The organism is Rathayibacter caricis DSM 15933, from assembly GCF_003044275.1.
Classification (GTDB): domain Bacteria; phylum Actinomycetota; class Actinomycetes; order Actinomycetales; family Microbacteriaceae; genus Rathayibacter; species Rathayibacter caricis.
Genome location: NZ_PZPL01000001.1, coordinates 1,843,363 through 1,858,918, shown reverse-complemented (window position 1 = coordinate 1,858,918; position 15,556 = coordinate 1,843,363). Strand labels below are relative to the sequence as shown.

Here is a 15,556-nt window from a genome sequence, read left to right as displayed (position 1 = left end):
CGGGCACCGTGAGGTGTCCGCCCTTCGGCGTTGCTGCGTCCGCCTACTCGGCGGGAGCGCTGATCTCGGCGAGCACGCGGTCGCCCGGGAACGCCTGGACCATGTCGGCCTCGATCTCGGCGCGCTCGAGGAGCTCCTCCATGCGGTGGCGGCGGTTGCGCGTGATGAGCGTGACGACGGTGCCCTTCTTGCCCGCGCGACCGGTGCGGCCCGAGCGGTGCAGGTACGTCTTGTACTCGTCCGGCGCGTCGGCCTGGATGACCAGGTCGATGTCGTCCACGTGGATGCCGCGCGCGGCGACGTCGGTCGCGACGAGCACGTCGACGCGGCCGCTGGTCAGCAGCGCGAGGTTGCGCGTGCGGCGCGACTGGTTGAGGTCGCCGTGCAGGCTGGTCGCGGGGATGTCCGCGTGCTCGAGCTGCTCGGCGAGCTGCTCGGCGAAGGCGCGGGTGCGGGCGAAGATCAGCGTCTTGCCCTCGCGTGCGGCGAGCTGCTCGATGATCTCGGCCTTGTCGCGGTGCTCGATGACCAGGACGCGGTGGTCGATCGTCGAGGACGCCTGGTCCTCGCCGGCGACTTCGTGCACGCTCGGCTCGACCAGGAACTCGTCGACGAGCGTCGCGACGCCCTTGTCGAGCGTGGCCGAGAAGAGCAGTCGCTGTCCGCCGGTCGCGGTGCGGCGGAGGATCCGCTGCACCGGCTCGAGGAAGCCGAGGTCGCACATGTGGTCGGCCTCGTCGAGGACCGTGATGGTCACCTTCGACAGGTCGAGGCGGCCCTGCTCGACGAGGTCCTCGAGACGGCCCGGCGTCGCGATGACGATGTCGACCCCGCGCTGGAGGGCGCCGACCTGCTTGTACTGGGGGACGCCGCCGAAGATCGTCGTGGTGAAGAGGCCGACCGAGCGCGCGATGGGCTGCACGGTGCGGTCGATCTGCATCGCGAGCTCGCGGGTCGGGGCGAGGATGAGCGCGCGGGGGGCGCGGCCCTGCTTGCGGTCCTTGCCTCCGTTGTTCTCCATCAGACGCTCGACGACGGGAGCGCCGAAGGCGATGGTCTTGCCGGAGCCGGTCTTGCCGCGGCCGAGGACGTCCTTCCCGCGGAGCACCTCGGGGATCGTGGCGGCCTGGATCGGGAACGGCGCCGCCGCTCCCATCGAGGTCAGCTGGCGGACGATGTTCGCGCCCAGGCCGAGGTCGCCGAAGGACACGCCCTCGACGTCGACCGCGAGGGTCGCGGTCGCCTCGAGGCGCTCGAGGACGACGTCGTCGACCTGGTGCGAGCCGCGGGTGTCGCGCGAGGGGTAGAAGTCGGAGGAGTCGCGGCGGGGCCCGCGGGCGCCGCCGGCGGAGCGGTCGGTGCGGTCGTACGAGGTGCGCGCCGGGCGGTCGGTGCGCTCGAAGGAGCGGGCGGCCGGACGGTCGCCGCGGTCGAACGAGCGGGCGGGGCGGTCGCTGCGCTCGGAGGAGCGGACGGGGCGCTCGTCGCGGTCGTAGGAGCGGGCCGGGCGGTCGGTCCGGTCGAACGAGCGGGCCGGACGGTCCGAGCGGTCGAAGGAGCGGGCGGGACGGTCGCTGCGCTCGGCCGAGCGAGCCGGGCGGTCATCGCGGTCGTAGGAACGGGCCGGGCGGTCGGTCCGGTCGAAGGAACGCGCCGGACGGTCGTTGCGGTCGAAGGAGCGAGCGGGGCGGTCGCCGCGGTCGGCCGAGCGAGCCGGGCGGTCATCGCGGTCGTACGACCGAGCCGGACGGTCGGTGCGGTCGAAGGACCGAGCCGGACGGTCGTTGCGGTCGAAGGACCGAGCCGGGCGGTCGCTGCGCTCGGAGGAGCGTGCAGGGCGCTCGTCGCGGTCGTACGACCGGGCGGGGCGCTCGCTGCGGTCGAAGGACCGCGCCGGACGGTCGCTGCGGTCGAACGACCGCGCGGGGCGGTCGGTCCGGTCGTAGGAGCGCACGGGGCGGTCGCCGCGATCGGCCGAGCGCGCGGGGCGCTCGTCGCGGTCGTACGAGCGGGCGGGGCGCTCGCTGCTGCGCTCGTCGGCGCGGGCGGCGCGCTCGTCGGCGTTCCAGCGCGCCTTCTTGGGCGCGTTCTCGTCGACCGGGCGGTAGCCGCGGTGACCCTCGCTGCGCGCGCCGGGCTTGGTCGCGGGGAAGCGCGAACGGCCTCCGAGCTGCGATTTGCCGCTGGACGCGCCGAAGCGGTTGGGCTCGAAGTTCTTGGCGGGGCGTCCGCCGGCGGGCTTCTTGTTCTTGGGCATGGCTGTGTCTTCCTGGGTTCGGTTCTGCGTGGGCTCGGTGAGGAGCGGGCAGACGCACGCCGGAGGGCGCCCTCGTGGGGCGCGTCCGAACGCAGCCTGCTGGAACCCGGGCGAGTCTTTGACCGGGGCCGATTCACACACATGTGATGTCTCTCACGACGACTGTCGGAGATCCGGCCCGCTTGACTAACAAACCCATCCGCGCGCAGAGCGCACGGTGTCAAGAGCCGACCGCAGGAGTCTACACGTGCCCTCGCGGCCTGGCTAGGGCGGGCGCGACTCCCCCGCTAGGATGCCGCGCCCTTTCCCCTACTCCCGCGTCACGCCTCCGCCGTCGCGCGCCGCGCCCGGTACGCCGCCACGTTCGCCCGGTTGCCGCAGTTCCCCGTGTCGCAGTACCGCTTGGAGCGGTTGCGCGAGAAGTCGACGAGCACCGCCTCGCAGTCCTCCGCCGCGCAGATCCGGATGCGATCGCGCTCGTCCCCGCGCACCACGTCGACGAAGGCCATCGCCGCCTCCACGACGATGCGGGTGGCGAGCGGACTCTCGTCGCGCGTCGCGTGCAGGTGCCAACCCCAGAGTCCGTGCCGCACGAGCTGCGGCAGCGCCCGGCCCTGCTCGAGCATCCCGTTGACCAGGGCCACGAGGTCCTCCTCGGCGCTCGTCAGCCAGAGCGAGCGGAGGGAGGAGCGGACGGAGCGGACGGCGTCGAGCTCCGCCGTCGAGTGCTCGCGGCTGCCCGTGTAGCGGTTGATGCGGAGGAAGTCGTCGAGCTGCTCGAGGGTGGCGAGCTCGTCCTCGCCCGTGTGCGAGAGCTCGGGCAGCGTGTTGACGAGGAAGGCCGTCGAGGTGAGGGAGGCCTCGACGTCATGAGCGAAAACCATGTTGACTCCTGACAGGGCGAGCCGGTACCGTCTGGACCACCGGATGCTGTCACGAGCATAACGAGTTTGACTCCTGAACCGGTCGGCCGAGACGAGGGACGCGCAGATGACCACCACGGCACCCCCGCGCCGCCTCGGCTCCGGTCTCGTGCTGGCACTCGCCGCGGCGGCCGCCTTCGGGCTGGGCGGCCCGTTCGTGAAGCCGCTCCTCGAAGCGGGCTGGACCCCCTCGGCCGCCGTGCTCTGGCGCGCGGGAGGCGCGGCGCTCGTCCTCGCGATCCCCGCGGCGCTCTCCCTCCGCGGCAAGGCGCACGTGCTGCGCCGCAACCTCGGCACGATCGGGCTCTACGGAGTCTTCGCCGTCGTGGCCGCACAGCTCTGCTTCTACAGCGCCATCGAGCACATGTCGGTCGGCATCGCCCTGTTGATCGAGTACCTGGCGCCCGTGTTCCTCGTCCTCTTCGCCTGGGCCCGCACCCGGAGGCACCCCGGCCGCTTCACGCTCGCCGGCTCGGCGCTCGCACTGGCCGGCCTGGTGCTGGTACTGGATCTGTCGGGTGAGTCCACCCCCGAGCTGATCGGCATCGCGTGGGCGCTCACCGCGTCCCTCGGGCTCTGCGTCTACTACGTGATCGCCGGCCGCGTCGATCCGGAGCTGCCGCCGATCGCCCTGACCGCGGGCGCGATGACCGTCGGCGCCGCGATCCTGCTCCTGCTCGGGGTGACCGGCATCACTCCGCTGCGCGCGACCTTCGGCGACGTGGTGTTCCTCGGGAACGAGGTCTCCTGGGCGGTGCCGGCCGCGGTGATCCTGGGCATGTCGACCGTGCTGGCGTACCTCCTCGGCATCCAGGGCGGCTCCCGACTCGGCACCCGGATCGCCTCGTTCGTCGGGCTCACCGAGGTGCTCTTCTCGATCGTCGCTGCGTGGGCACTCCTGGGCGAGCTGCCCGCGCCGATCCAGTTCGCGGGCGGCGCGCTGATCCTCACCGGGGTCGTGCTCGTGCGACTGCAGGCGGAGGAGCCGGCGCCGGTCGAGCCCGCGGCGCAGGAGCCGCCGGTCCCGGTCCGGAGCAGCTGACGCGGCCCGGCCGGTTCCGGCTCGGAGCAGCTGACGCGGCCCGGCACCCCCTGATCGCGGGGGTCCTGTAGGCGGAGCGCCGTCCACCCCTTACGCTCGTCTCACCCATGCGCAAGACCTCCCGAACCCCGCGATCCTTCGCCCTGTCCGCAGCGACCCTCGCGCTCACCGCCGCCGCCCTCGCGGGCTGCGCGAGCGCGGCTCCCGTGTCCGAGCCGATCGCCCAGGCGGCGGGCGCCGTGCCCTCGACGCAGTACTCCGACATCCCCGTCACCGCCGATCTCGTCTACGACGAGTCGACCGGCCAGGCCGTCGACGTCTGCTCGCCCGTCGACGCCGTCGACTCCGCTCCGCTGCCCGCGGTGCTGGTCGTGCACGGCGGCAGCTGGGCCCGCGGCGACAAGGCCGACGCGAACTGGCGGCCGCTGTGCCAGTGGCTCGCCTCCGAGGGCTTCGTCGCCGTCTCGGTGAACTACCGGCTCGCTCCGGCCGCGGTCTTCCCCGCGCAGATCGACGACGTCTCGGCCGCGCTCGACTGGCTCCTCGCCCCCGAGCAGACCGGGCGGCTGGGCATCGATCCGGAGCGGGTCGCCGCGTTCGGCGGATCGGCCGGCGGCAACCTCGCCTCGCTGCTGGGCACGGACGACGACACCTCCTCGGAGCTCGCCGCGGTCGTCGACCTGAGCGGCCCCTCCGACCTGACCGCCGCGGGCCTCGCCGACGACGACCCGGTCGTGGGCGTCGCCGCCGCCGTCCGCACCTACCTCGACTGCCCCGACCTCGCCGCGTGCCCCGCGGCCGAGGAGGCGTCGCCGATCTCGCACGTCGACGGCAGCGAGCCCCCGTTCCTGATCGCCCACTCGGCCGACGAGCGCGTGTCGCTCTCGCAGTCCGCGTCGTTCGCGGCCGCCCTGAAGGAGGCCGGCGCCCCGGTCGAGCTCCTCGTCGTCCCTGGAGCGCTGCACTCCATCGCCCTGCTCGACGACGCACTGCGCTCGACGATCGTCGACTTCCTGCACGCGCACCTCGACGCTCCGGCCGTGCAGACCCTCTCCCTCGAGCCGGCGGGAGCGGCGGAGCCGACCTCGTGAGCGGCGCGGAGGCCGTGAGCGTGCGACTCGAGCGCACGGGCTCCCCCGAGGTCGACGCGCTGCTGGACCTCGCAGGAGCGCCCTCCGCACTCGACCGCGAGCACGAGCGCCTGTTCGTCGCGCGGAGCGGAGCGGACGGCGCCGCCCTCGGGCTCGTCGCCCTGGCCCCCGGCCCCGACGACTTCGCCGAGCTCGTGCGCCTGGTCGTCCTGCCCGCGGCGCGGCGGCAGGGGGTGGCCCGCCACCTGGTCCTCGCGGCCGAGTCGTGGGCGCGGGTCCAGCGGATCCGGACGCTGCGGTTCCGCTCCGACGCGGCGGATCCGGCGACCGCCGCCGGAGCCCGGGCGCTCGGCTTCACGGAGGTCGACGGCTTCGGCGCGCACGTCGGGGACGACTCCGCGCTGTGCTTCGCGAAGTCGGTCTGAGCGGGTCACACCCCCAGAGCCCGGAGCCCCGCCGCCGTTCCCGCCGCCACGACGACCACGACCACCAGCGGCGCCTTCAGGAGTGCCGCCCCGGCGCCCGCCGCGACTCCCGCGGCCCGCGACACGGGAGCCGGCTCCGCCCCCTCCGTCAGCGCCGACACCAGGGCGACCGCGATCAGCAGGACGACGGTGCCCCGTTCGACGAGTCGCTCCGCCTCGTCGCCGAGCGGCATCCGGTCGCGCAGCAGCACCCCGCCCGCCCGCAGCGCGAAGCTGCCGACCGCGAGCACGACGATGCCGAGGGTCACGGCGGCGGTGCTCACGAGCGTTCCCGCCCTGCCGTGGCCGCGACGCCCGCGAGGGCGAGCACCGGAGCGAGCCCGAGCGGCACCACCGGCACCGCCGCGAGCGCGACCGCCCCGCCGAGCAGCGTCGCGGCGAGCGTCCCGGCGCCTCGGAGACCCGGGAGCGCGAGCGCGAGCAGCACGGCGGGGAACACGGCGTCCAGGCCCAGCACCGACGGGTCGGCGATCACCGCGCCGAGGAGCGCCCCGGCGAGAGCGCCCAGGGGCCAGGCGGTCAGCACGACCGCGCCCGCCGCCCAGAACAGCGCTCGGCGGCGCTCCGGGGTCCGGCCCGAGAGCGCGAAGGCGACGGTCTCGTCGTTCGCGAGATGCGCGGCCAGGAGCCGGCGTCGCCCGGAGCGCACGACGCCGCCCGCGGCCATGCCGTAGGGCAGCGCCCGCGCGTTGACGAGCAGCGCTGCGAGCGCGGCGGCCAGCGGGGCGCCTCCGGCCGCGACGACACCCACGAAGAGGATCTCGGCCGAGGCCCCGAAGACCGAGACGGCGAGCAGCAGGATCTGCCAGAGCGGGAATCCGGCGCCTGTCGCCCCGAGCCCGTACGAGACTCCGATCACCGCGACCGACGCCCCGATCAGCCCGAGGGAGCGCCCGTCGGCGGCACCGACCGTTCGGAGGATCGAACGAAAGGACGTCATAATGGTCACGCGGGACAGTGTGCAGGCCCGCGACGCGTTCGTCAAGCCGAACGCTCGACCGTTAGGACGAACATGGCCGTCGCGCCCACCCCTCGCGACCTCGTCGCCTCCTCGCTCCGACGCGAGCGCGCCCGACTCGGGCTCAGCATCTCCGAGATCGCGCGCCGCGCGGGCATCGCCAAGTCGACGCTCTCGCAGCTCGAGGCGGGCGAGGGCAACCCCAACCTCGAGACCCTCTGGGCCCTCGGCGGAGCGCTCGGAGTGCCGTTCTCGCACCTCGTCGAGCCGCCGCGCCGCACGGTGCAGCTGATCCGCGCGGGCGAGGGGCCGCGGGTGGCGTCGGCGACCGCCGACTACGCCGCGACCCTCCTCAGCGCCTGCCCGCCCGGTGCGCGCCGCGACCTCTACGTGCTCGCCGCCGAGCCCGGCACGCCCCGCGACTCCGACCCGCACGCCCGCGGAACGGTCGAGCACCTCGTGCTCACGGCCGGCCGCGCACTCGCCGGACCGGCCGACGCCCCTGTCGAGCTCTCCGTCGGCGACTACCTGTCGTACCCGGGCGACGAGCCGCACGTGTTCGACGCGCTCGAAGCGGGGACGACCGCGGTGCTCGTCAGCGAGCACGTCTGAGCCCAGCACGTCCGAGCCGAGCACGTCCGAGCCCAGGAGTGCCGGCTCGGCGGGCGGCGCCGCGTCAGTCGAACGAGCAGGCCGGGTCCTCCGACAGCGCCCGCTCGATGCGCGCGCGGTGCTCCTCGGACATCGGGGGCAGAGCGTCGAGCGCGAACCAGCCGACCTCGCTCGACTCCTCGTCGGCCACGTGCGCCTCCCCCGAGACGTAGCGGGCGCGGACGACGTGGTCGAGGTACTGCGCGCGGTCCCCGTTCGGGTAGGTCATCGGCGGCAGGGTGTGCACCCACACGAGGCGCTCGACCTCGATCTCGACGCCCGTCTCCTCCAGCGCCTCGCGCCGAGCGGTGCCGGCGACCGTCTCGCCCGGATCGATGACCCCCGTCACCGCGGTCCACGCGCCGGTGTCGGAGCGGCGCACGAGCAGCACCCGGCGCTCCGGCTCGAGCACGTCGAGACCGCCCCGCAGGATCACCGCGGTCACGCCGGTCAGCCAGAGCAGCTCCGTGCCGACCCGCTCGCGCAGGCTCAGGATGAAGTCCGGGGTCGCCATCAGCCCGCGAGGGCTCCGGCGTCGAACGGCTCGGGTCGGAAGTCGAACGCCACGACGCCTGCGGTGTCCAGCACCGGGCCGACGAAACCCTTGAACGCGTCGTGCGCCGGATCGAAGAGACCCGGTCCGTCGACGGCGGGCCGGCCGAGGTAGTAGTTGAGGTCGCCCTCGGAGGAGAAGGTCAGCAGGAACGCGCGGTCGAAGCCCTCGCCCGCGCCCTCGGTGCTGAGCTGCGGCCCGGTCTCGATCGAGACGATGTACGGCTCCCCGTCGCGCACGCACTCGTCGGCGAGCGCCAGGAAGCGCGCGGTCACCGCGTCGACCTCGGCGACCAGCGCGGTCGGGCGGAAGCGGAAGAGCACGATGTGGCGGAGGACCCCGGGGCGGTAGCCGCGCGAGACGAAGGTCGCGGGGCTCACCTCGGCGAGCGCCGCGGCGGCCCGCTCGGGGCCGCTGCGCCACCGCGAGCCGATGGTCTGCGCCTCGTCCGGAGGAGTGGAGCTCTGATCGACCGTCATGCCGACGCCTTCCCGGCGCGGGCGGCACGCCGCCGCTCACGATACCCCTCGACCAGGTTGTAGATGACCGGCAGCACGACCAGCGTCAGCACGGTCGACGACACCAGTCCGCCGATCACGACGATGGCCAGCGGCTGCGAGATGAACCCGCCGTGGCCGGTGATCCCGAGCGCCATCGGCAGCAGCGCGAAGATCGTCGCGAGGGCCGTCATCAGGATCGGGCGCAGGCGCCGCTCCGTGCCGTGCAGCAGCGCCTCGCGCACCGGCATGCCGCGCTCGCGGTACTGGTTCACGAGGTCGACGAGAACGATCGCGTTCGTCACCACGATGCCGATCAGCATCAGCACGCCGATGAGGGAGGGGACGCCCAGCGGGACGCCCGTGACCACCTGGAGCAGGATCGCTCCGGTCGCCGCGAACGGCACCGAGACGAGCAGCAGGAGGGGCTGCAGCAGCGAGCGGAACGTCGCGACCATCACCACGTAGACGATGAGGATCGCCACGAGCAGCGCGATGCCCAGCTGCGAGAAGGCGTCGGTCTGGTCCGCCGTCACTCCGCCGAGCTCGGCCGAGACGCCCGCGGGGAGGTCGGTGCCGTCGATCGCGCTCTGCACGGCGACGTTCGCCGAGGCGAGGTCGTCTCCCTCCGGAGTGACGGTGATCGTGGCCGAGCGCTGACCGCGCTCGGTGGTGATGCTCGCCGGGCCGTTCGTCTGCTCGACCGCGGCGAGGGTCGACAGGGCGACCGGGCCGGTGAGCGTCGGGATCTCGAGCGCCGAGAGCTCGTCGATCGTCGCCGGCGGCTGCGCGTCGGCGAGGTAGATCGAGAGCGTGCGGTCCTCGATCACGACGGTGCCCGCCTGCGAGGGCTGGAGCGCCTGGCTGACGATCGTGCCGACCGCCACCTCGCTGAGGCCCGCCTGCGCCGCGGCAGCCCGGTCGACCCGAACGGCGATGTAGGGCAGGGAGGAGGAGAGGTTCGACTCGGCCTGGCTGATCCCGTCGGTGCCGCGCAGCGCCTCGAGCAGCGCGTCGTTCGCGCTCTGCAGGTCGGACTGCGAGGCCGTGGTCAGGTCGACCTCGATGTCCGAGGACGCGCCGAAGCCGGACGCGGCCGAGACGCTGATGTCGTCGGGGTCGGCGACCTCGCCCAGCGCGTCGCGGACCTCGGACTGCACGACCTCCTGGTCGGCCGACTCGTCGGTGGTGACGGAGTAGCTGATGCTGCTCCCGCCTCCGCCGCCGAACGCGCTCTGCAGCCCGCCGCCCGAGGACCCGATCGAGAGCTGCACGGTCTCGACGCCGTCGACGTCGAGGATCGCGGTGCTGGACGCCTGCGCGGTGACGTCCTGCGCGTCCAGGCTCTGCCCGACCGGAACGGTCTGCGTGACGGTGAAGGTGTTCTGCCCGCTGGCCCCCAGGAAGTTGGTCTTCATCAGCGGGTAGAGCGCGCCGGTGCCGACCAGGACCAGCAGCGAGAGCAGCACCGTGACGACGGAGTGCTTGAGCGTCCAGGCGATGATCGGACCGTAGACGCGCTGGAGCGCGGAGGCCGGGCGCGGGGCGGCGTGAGCCGAGCGGTGGCCGTGGGCGGGCGACTCCGGCAGCGGTTCCCGCGCAGGCGCAGGTGCGACGGGGATCTCCCCCGCCGCCGTGCGCTCCTCGTCGAGCGCCGCGCGCGCGGCCTCGCGGACGCCCGGGCGCTTCGAGGGGCGCAGGAACCAGTAGGCGAGCACCGGGACGATCGTGAGCGCCACCACCAGCGAGGCGAGCAGCGCGATGGTCACGGTCAGCGCGAACGGACGGAAGAGCTCGCCGGTCGTGCCGCCGACGAACGAGATCGGCAGGAACACCGCGACGGTCGTGATGGTCGAGGCGGTGATCGCTCCGGCGACCTCGCGGACGGCGCGCGCGATGGTGCCCGCGCGCTCCTCCCCCGCGTCGAGATGCCGCTTGATGTTCTCGATCACGACGATGGAGTCGTCGACGACGCGGCCGATCGCGATGGTCAGTGCGCCGAGGGTGAGGATGTTGAGCGTGTACCCGGCGGTCTGCAGGCCGATGAAGGTGATCAGCACCGACGTCGGGATCGAGATGGCCGTCACCAGCGTCGACCGCACCGAGAGCAGGAACACCAGGATCACGAGCACCGCGAAGACGAGGCCCAGCGCCCCCTCCTGCGCGAGCGCCGCGATCGACTCCTGGATGTAGGGAGCCTGGTCGAAGACCGAGGTGAAGGTCGCGCCGTCGCCGAGCGAGGCCTCGAGATCCGGCAGCAGCGCGGTGACGCCGGTCGAGACGTCGACCGTGTTGGCGGCGGGCAGCTTCGTGATCGAGAGGGTGAGCGCGGGCTGGCCGTTGACGCGCGAGATCGAGGTGACGGGCGCCTCCGTCACGGCGACGGCGGCCACGGAGCCGATGGTCGGCAGGGCGGCGGTGGGAGCGGCGGGGAACGCCCCCGCGGACGCGCCGGCGGAGGACGGCAGCAGCGGCAGCGCCGCGATGTCGTCGGTCGAGCCGAGCTTCTGACCGGACTGCACCGAGAAGGTCGAGCCGTCCTGGGTGATCTCGCCGCCGGCGACGAGCACGCCGTTCTGCTGCAGCGCGGTGCGGATGTCGTTCGCCGTGACTCCGGCGGCGGCGAGCTGCGCGTCGTCGGGAGTGATCGTCACGCGCTGCGCGGTCTCGCCGACGAGGGCGACCTCGCGGACGCCGTCGACCTCCTCGAGGTCCGGGATCACGCTCTCGCGCAGGTCGCTCGCGAGCGCCTCGGCGTCGCCGTCGCTCGAGACGGCGAGCTGGAGGACCGGCAGGTCGTCGAAGGATCCGGTGACGACCTGCGGATCGACCCCCTCGGGCAGCGTGCTGCGGATGCGGTTGATCGCCTGCAGGATCTTCTGCTCGGCGGTGGCGAGATCGGTGCCGTAGGTGAACGACGCCGAGATCAGGGACGAGTTCGTCGAGGACGTCGCGCTGGTCGTCTCGAGCCCCGGAACGCCCTGGATCGCGGTCTCGATCGGGGTCGACACGTCGTCATTGACCACCTCGGGCGCCGCGCCCGGGTAGCTGGACACGACCGCCAGCTGCGGGAACGAGATCGACGGCGCCAGCTCCTGCTTCAGACCGGTGAGCGCGACCCCTCCGAACACGGCGACGACGACGGTGACGAGGGCGATGAGCGCCCGGTTCTTCATGCTGAGGACCGCGAGGAGATGCACCTCACGAGTCTTTCATCAGCCGACTGAGTACTCGTCGATCCTCAGGATGATGCGGGTGTGCTCCCAGCGTCGGGCGGTCAGACGACGTCCGCGAGGTACCCCGTCTCGGCCACCGGGTGCCGGGCGACCTGCGCCCACGCCGCGGCGAGCGCCTCGACCGCGCGGTCCGTCGTCTCGGGCGAGTAGCCGATCGGGATGCGGAGGAAGCGCTCGAACGCGCCGTCGATCCCGAAGCGGGGGCCGGCGGTGATCAGCAGGCCGAAGGTGCGGGCGGCGAGCGCCAGCTGCGAGCTCGCCGGACGGCCCAGGCCCACCCAGGTCGACAGGCCGCCCGAGACGCGCGGGACGCTCCACTCCGGGATCGCGCGGGCGAGAGCCGCCTCGAGGTGGTCGCGACCGGCGCGCAGCTGCTCGCGGCGCAGCTCGAACACCCCCTCCATCCGGCCGAGCATGTCGGTGACGAGCAGCTGCTCGAGGATCGGGCTGCCGAGGTCGCCGGCGGAGCGGGCCGCGACGAGCTTGCGGATCGTGCCCCGATCCGCGCGGATCCAGCCGATGCGGATCCCGCCCCACAGCGTCTTGCCGACGGACCCGATCGAGATCACCGTCCCCTCCGGACCGTACGCGGCGAACGGGAGCGGCGACATCCGCCGGTCGATGTCGAGTTCGGCGGTGGTCTCGTCGGCGATGATCACCGTGCCCTGGCGCGCGGCCGCGGCGATAGCGCGCTCGCGCAGCTCCGGAGCCATCGAGCGGCCGGTCGGGTTGTGGAAGTCGGGCATCAGGTAGGCCAGCGTCGGGCTGGTGCCGCGGAGCGCGGCGATCAGGCCCTCGTCGTCCCAGCCGTCCGCGCCGTCGACGTTGACCGGCACGAGCCGAGCGCCGGCGAGCCGGAGCGCCTCGTAGGCGTGCGGGTACGTCGGCGCCTCGATCAGGGCGCGGTCGCCGCGCGAGAGGAGGGTGCGCGCGACGAGGGCGATCGCGTGCTGGGCGCCGATGGTCACCATGATCTGACCGGGCTCGGTCCGCAGGCCGCGCTTCGTGTAGCGCTCGGCGATCGCCCGGCGCAGCATCGGCAGGCCCACGGTGTCGTAGGAGCCGTCGTCGAAGTGCTCGGGCACTCGCTGCGCCGCTCGGGCGTAGGCCTCCCCCAGCTCGGGCACGGCGGGGAGCGCCGCCTTGGTGAAGTCGAGGAAGTCGGGCGCCAGGGTCGGCACGGCGTGCACCGCGGCACCCGGGAGGCGCGTCACGCTGCCGGAGCCGCGGACGCTCACGAGGTAGCCGCTCTCGCGCAGCTCGCGGTAGGCAGCCGCGACGGTGGTGCGGCTGACGCCCAGCCGGGCCGAGAGCTCGCGCTCGGCGGGCAGCCGGCTGTCGGCCGGGATGCGGCCGTCGATGACGAGCAGGCGGATGCGGTCGGCGAGCGCCAGGTACGCGGGGCGGGTGCCGCGCTGCTCGCGCCAGTCGCCGAGGAGGGTCTGCAGGGCGCGCACGCCGAAGTGGACATCAGCCATGCGTCCAAGGTAGTGGGATTGGACCGCGCGCGGAAGGCCAATCCTGCGCTGTGATGTCCCCTGTGACCGCTTCGCCCGCCTCCCGCCCCCTCACCGCCCCGGCGCCCCTCGACGCTCCCGTTCCGCTCGGACAGTGGCGGATCCGAGCCGTTCCCCGGCTGATGGTCGGGCTCGTCCTCTACGGCGTCGCGGACGCCATGATGATCCGGGCGGCGCTCGGAGTGGATCCGTGGACCGTCTTCGCGCAGGGCCTCTCGCTCCGCACCGGACTGGGAATCGGACTGCTCACGAACATCATCGGCCTGCTCGTGCTGCTGCTGTGGATCCCTCTCCGGCAGCGGCCGGGGTTGGGCACCGTGCTGAACGTGCTGACCGTGGGACCCGCGATCGAGCTCGGGATGTGGCTGATCCCGACACCCTCGACGCTCTGGGGGCAGATCCTGCTCTTCACCGCGGGACTCGTGCTGCTCGCGGTCGCGAGCGGCGTCTACATCGGGGCGCACCTCGGGCCCGGCCCGCGCGACGGACTGATGACGGGGCTGCACCGCCGCACCGGCCTGCCCATCTGGGTCGGCCGCTCGGGCGTCGAGGCCACCGTGCTGCTCATCGGCTGGGCGCTGGGCGGGAACGTCGGCGTCGGCACCCTCGCGTTCGCGGTGCTCATCGGCCCGCTGTGCACGGTGACGCTGCCGCTGCTCGGCGTGGGGCGGCGGCGCTGACGCAGAACCGCCCCGCTCGAGGAACCCAGGGGGGCGGTTCCTCGAACGGGGCGGTCGTCGTGGGGGCGGGAGCGGCGCCTAGCGCTTACCGGCGAGCTCCGCGCGGTCGGCGGTGCTGATCGACGCGATGCCCTCGGTGATCGAGGTGCCCGACGCGGCCGGGGCGTCGTGGTCGTCGGCGCCGAGCGAGGCCTCGTCGAACGGGACTCGGCCGGCGAGGACCTCGCGGACCTGCGTGGTGTCGACCTGCTTGGTCCAGGTGCCGACGAGGAGGGTGGCGACCGCGTTGCCGGTGAAGTTGGTGACCGCGCGGGCCTCCGACATGAACCGGTCGATGCCGACGATGACGCCGACGCCGTCGACCAGGTCGGGGCGGAAGGACTGCAGGCCGCCGGCGAGGGTGGCGAGGCCGGCGCCGGTGACGCCCGCAGCTCCCTTCGAGGCGATCATCATGAAGAGGAGGAGCCCGATCTGCTCCGAGATCGACATCGGCGAGCCGGTGGCCGAGGCGATGAAGAGCGACGCCATGGTCAAGTAGATCGCGGTGCCGTCGAGGTTGAAGGAGTAGCCGGTCGGGACGGTGATGCCGACGACGGGCTTGGAGACGCCCAGGTGCTCCATCTTGGCGATCAGGCGGGGCAGAGCGGCCTCGGAGGAGGAGGTGCCGACGATCAGGAGGTACTCGCGGCCGAGGTACTTCATCAGCGAGAAGATGTTGACGCCGGTGACGATGCGCAGCAGGAGCCCGAGGATGACGACCACGAAGATCGCGCAGGTGATGTAGAAGCCGATCATCAGGGTGGCGAGGGCGACGACCGCGCCCCAGCCGGTCTTGCCGACGACCGCGGCGATCGCTCCGAAAGCGCCGATGGGGGCGACCCAGAGGACCATCGAGAGGATGCGGAAGACGAGCACCTGGAGCTGCTTGATCGCTCCGAGGATCGGCTGGCCCTTGGCGCCCATCTTCTGCAGCGCGAAGCCGACGAGGAGGGCGACGAAGAGGGTCTGCAGGATGCTGCCGTCGACCAGCGACGAGAACAGCGACACGGGGATGATGCCGAGGACGAACTCCGCGGTGGTCTCGGCCTTGAGGTCGGTCGTGTCGTAGGTGGCGCCCGAGATGTCGAGCCCCTCGCCCGGGTGCAGGATGTTGCCGACGACCAGGCCGATGGCCAGCGCGAAGGTCGACATGACGATGAAGTAGCCCAGGGCCAGTCCGCCGACCTTGCCGACCGTCGCGGCCTTGGCGATCGAGCCGATGCCGATCACGATCGTGCAGAAGATGATCGGCGCGATCATCATCTTGATCAGGCCCACGAAGGCCTTGCCGACGGGCTCGAGGGTCGCGGCGAACGCGGGGGCCACGAGGCCGACGATCACGCCGGCGACGACCGCGATGATGACCGCGATGTACAGCCAGTGGTTGCGGTCGATCCGCTTGCGGGTCTTCGCGGGGGTGACCGAGGGGCTGAGCCTGTCGGTGCCGTTCCGGTCGGAGGGGCGTCCGGGCGTCTTCGCCATGAGCGTGTCCTGTCTCTTCGTCGAGGGAGGGTGTTCGCGGGGTGCTGGTGCGACGGGTCGTCGTGCCGGTGAGGTGCGGGGCCGGAGCGGTGAGCGCTCCGGAACGTTCCGATGGTGGCCCCGCCGACGTCCGGGGGCGCGGTTG

14 protein-coding genes are annotated in these 15,556 nt (G+C 73.0%); 5 read left to right on the top strand and 9 right to left on the bottom strand.

What is annotated here, in order from left to right:
- Nucleotides 1–43 precede the first annotated feature (43 nt).
- Together C1I63_RS08555 and C1I63_RS08550 are read right to left on the bottom strand one after the other, a co-directional pair.
- Nucleotides 44–2,257 (bottom strand): DEAD/DEAH box helicase, encoded by a 2,214-nt coding sequence (locus tag C1I63_RS08555; protein WP_107574516.1) that lies wholly within the window; start codon nt 2,255–2,257, stop codon nt 44–46.
- 320 nt (nt 2,258–2,577) lie between these two features.
- Nucleotides 2,578–3,141, bottom strand: coding sequence for a CGNR zinc finger domain-containing protein (locus C1I63_RS08550; RefSeq protein WP_056866397.1), 564 nt, complete (start codon nt 3,139–3,141; stop codon nt 2,578–2,580).
- A 106-nt stretch (nt 3,142–3,247) separates the two neighbouring features.
- Between C1I63_RS08550 and C1I63_RS08545 the strand changes: the two genes are divergently transcribed.
- The 3 genes from C1I63_RS08545 to C1I63_RS08535 all read left to right on the top strand — a co-directional run bounded on the left by C1I63_RS08545 (nt 3,248) and on the right by C1I63_RS08535 (nt 5,738).
- Nucleotides 3,248–4,222 carry an EamA family transporter gene (locus tag C1I63_RS08545; protein WP_107574515.1) on the top strand — a complete coding sequence of 325 codons (975 nt, stop codon included), beginning with the start codon at nt 3,248–3,250 and terminating at the stop codon, nt 4,220–4,222.
- A gap of 107 nt (nt 4,223–4,329) precedes the next feature.
- The gene (locus C1I63_RS08540; RefSeq protein ID WP_107574514.1) at nt 4,330–5,313 is read left to right on the top strand and encodes an alpha/beta hydrolase; all 984 of its coding nucleotides are present in this window, start codon (nt 4,330–4,332) and stop codon (nt 5,311–5,313) included.
- On the top strand, nt 5,310–5,738 hold the full coding sequence (locus tag C1I63_RS08535; protein WP_107574513.1) for a GNAT family N-acetyltransferase: 429 nt from the start codon (nt 5,310–5,312) through the stop codon (nt 5,736–5,738). The genes C1I63_RS08540 and C1I63_RS08535 overlap by 4 nt, the downstream gene beginning before the upstream one ends.
- A gap of 5 nt (nt 5,739–5,743) precedes the next feature.
- Here the strand turns inward: C1I63_RS08535 and C1I63_RS08530 are convergent, their stop codons facing one another.
- The gene (locus tag C1I63_RS08530) at nt 5,744–6,061 is read right to left on the bottom strand and encodes an AzlD domain-containing protein (protein ID WP_055786633.1); all 318 of its coding nucleotides are present in this window, start codon (nt 6,059–6,061) and stop codon (nt 5,744–5,746) included.
- The gene (locus C1I63_RS08525) at nt 6,058–6,738 is read right to left on the bottom strand and encodes an AzlC family ABC transporter permease (RefSeq protein ID WP_107574512.1); all 681 of its coding nucleotides are present in this window, start codon (nt 6,736–6,738) and stop codon (nt 6,058–6,060) included. The genes C1I63_RS08530 and C1I63_RS08525 overlap by 4 nt, the downstream gene beginning before the upstream one ends.
- Nucleotides 6,739–6,810: 72 nt before the next feature.
- Here C1I63_RS08525 and C1I63_RS08520 point away from each other — a divergent pair, with 72 nt between their 5' ends.
- Nucleotides 6,811–7,368 carry a helix-turn-helix domain-containing protein gene (locus tag C1I63_RS08520; protein ID WP_107574511.1) on the top strand — a complete coding sequence of 186 codons (558 nt, stop codon included), beginning with the start codon at nt 6,811–6,813 and terminating at the stop codon, nt 7,366–7,368.
- A gap of 64 nt (nt 7,369–7,432) precedes the next feature.
- On the opposite strand, the gene C1I63_RS08515 is transcribed toward C1I63_RS08520, so the two are convergent.
- The 4 genes from C1I63_RS08515 to yczR all read right to left on the bottom strand — a co-directional run bounded on the left by C1I63_RS08515 (nt 7,433) and on the right by yczR (nt 13,171).
- Nucleotides 7,433–7,921 carry an NUDIX hydrolase gene (locus C1I63_RS08515; protein WP_107574510.1) on the bottom strand — a complete coding sequence of 163 codons (489 nt, stop codon included), beginning with the start codon at nt 7,919–7,921 and terminating at the stop codon, nt 7,433–7,435.
- The gene (locus tag C1I63_RS08510; protein WP_107574509.1) at nt 7,921–8,439 is read right to left on the bottom strand and encodes a Dabb family protein; all 519 of its coding nucleotides are present in this window, start codon (nt 8,437–8,439) and stop codon (nt 7,921–7,923) included. The genes C1I63_RS08515 and C1I63_RS08510 overlap by 1 nt, the downstream gene beginning before the upstream one ends.
- On the bottom strand, nt 8,436–11,657 hold the full coding sequence (locus C1I63_RS08505; RefSeq protein WP_107574508.1) for an efflux RND transporter permease subunit: 3,222 nt from the start codon (nt 11,655–11,657) through the stop codon (nt 8,436–8,438). The genes C1I63_RS08510 and C1I63_RS08505 overlap by 4 nt, the downstream gene beginning before the upstream one ends.
- 77 nt (nt 11,658–11,734) lie before the next feature.
- Entirely contained in the window at nt 11,735–13,171 is a 1,437-nt protein-coding gene (yczR, locus tag C1I63_RS08500; protein ID WP_107574507.1) for a MocR-like transcription factor YczR, read from the bottom strand.
- Nucleotides 13,172–13,332: 161 nt separating this feature from the next.
- Here yczR and yczE point away from each other — a divergent pair, with 161 nt between their 5' ends.
- Nucleotides 13,333–13,890, top strand: coding sequence for a membrane protein YczE (yczE, locus tag C1I63_RS08495; protein WP_107575793.1), 558 nt, complete (start codon nt 13,333–13,335; stop codon nt 13,888–13,890).
- 78 nt (nt 13,891–13,968) lie between these two features.
- Here the strand turns inward: yczE and C1I63_RS08490 are convergent, their stop codons facing one another.
- Nucleotides 13,969–15,411, bottom strand: a complete 1,443-nt coding sequence (locus tag C1I63_RS08490; RefSeq protein ID WP_107574506.1) for a cation:dicarboxylate symporter family transporter — start codon at nt 15,409–15,411, stop codon at nt 13,969–13,971.
- Between the last annotated feature and the right edge of the window lie 145 nt (nt 15,412–15,556).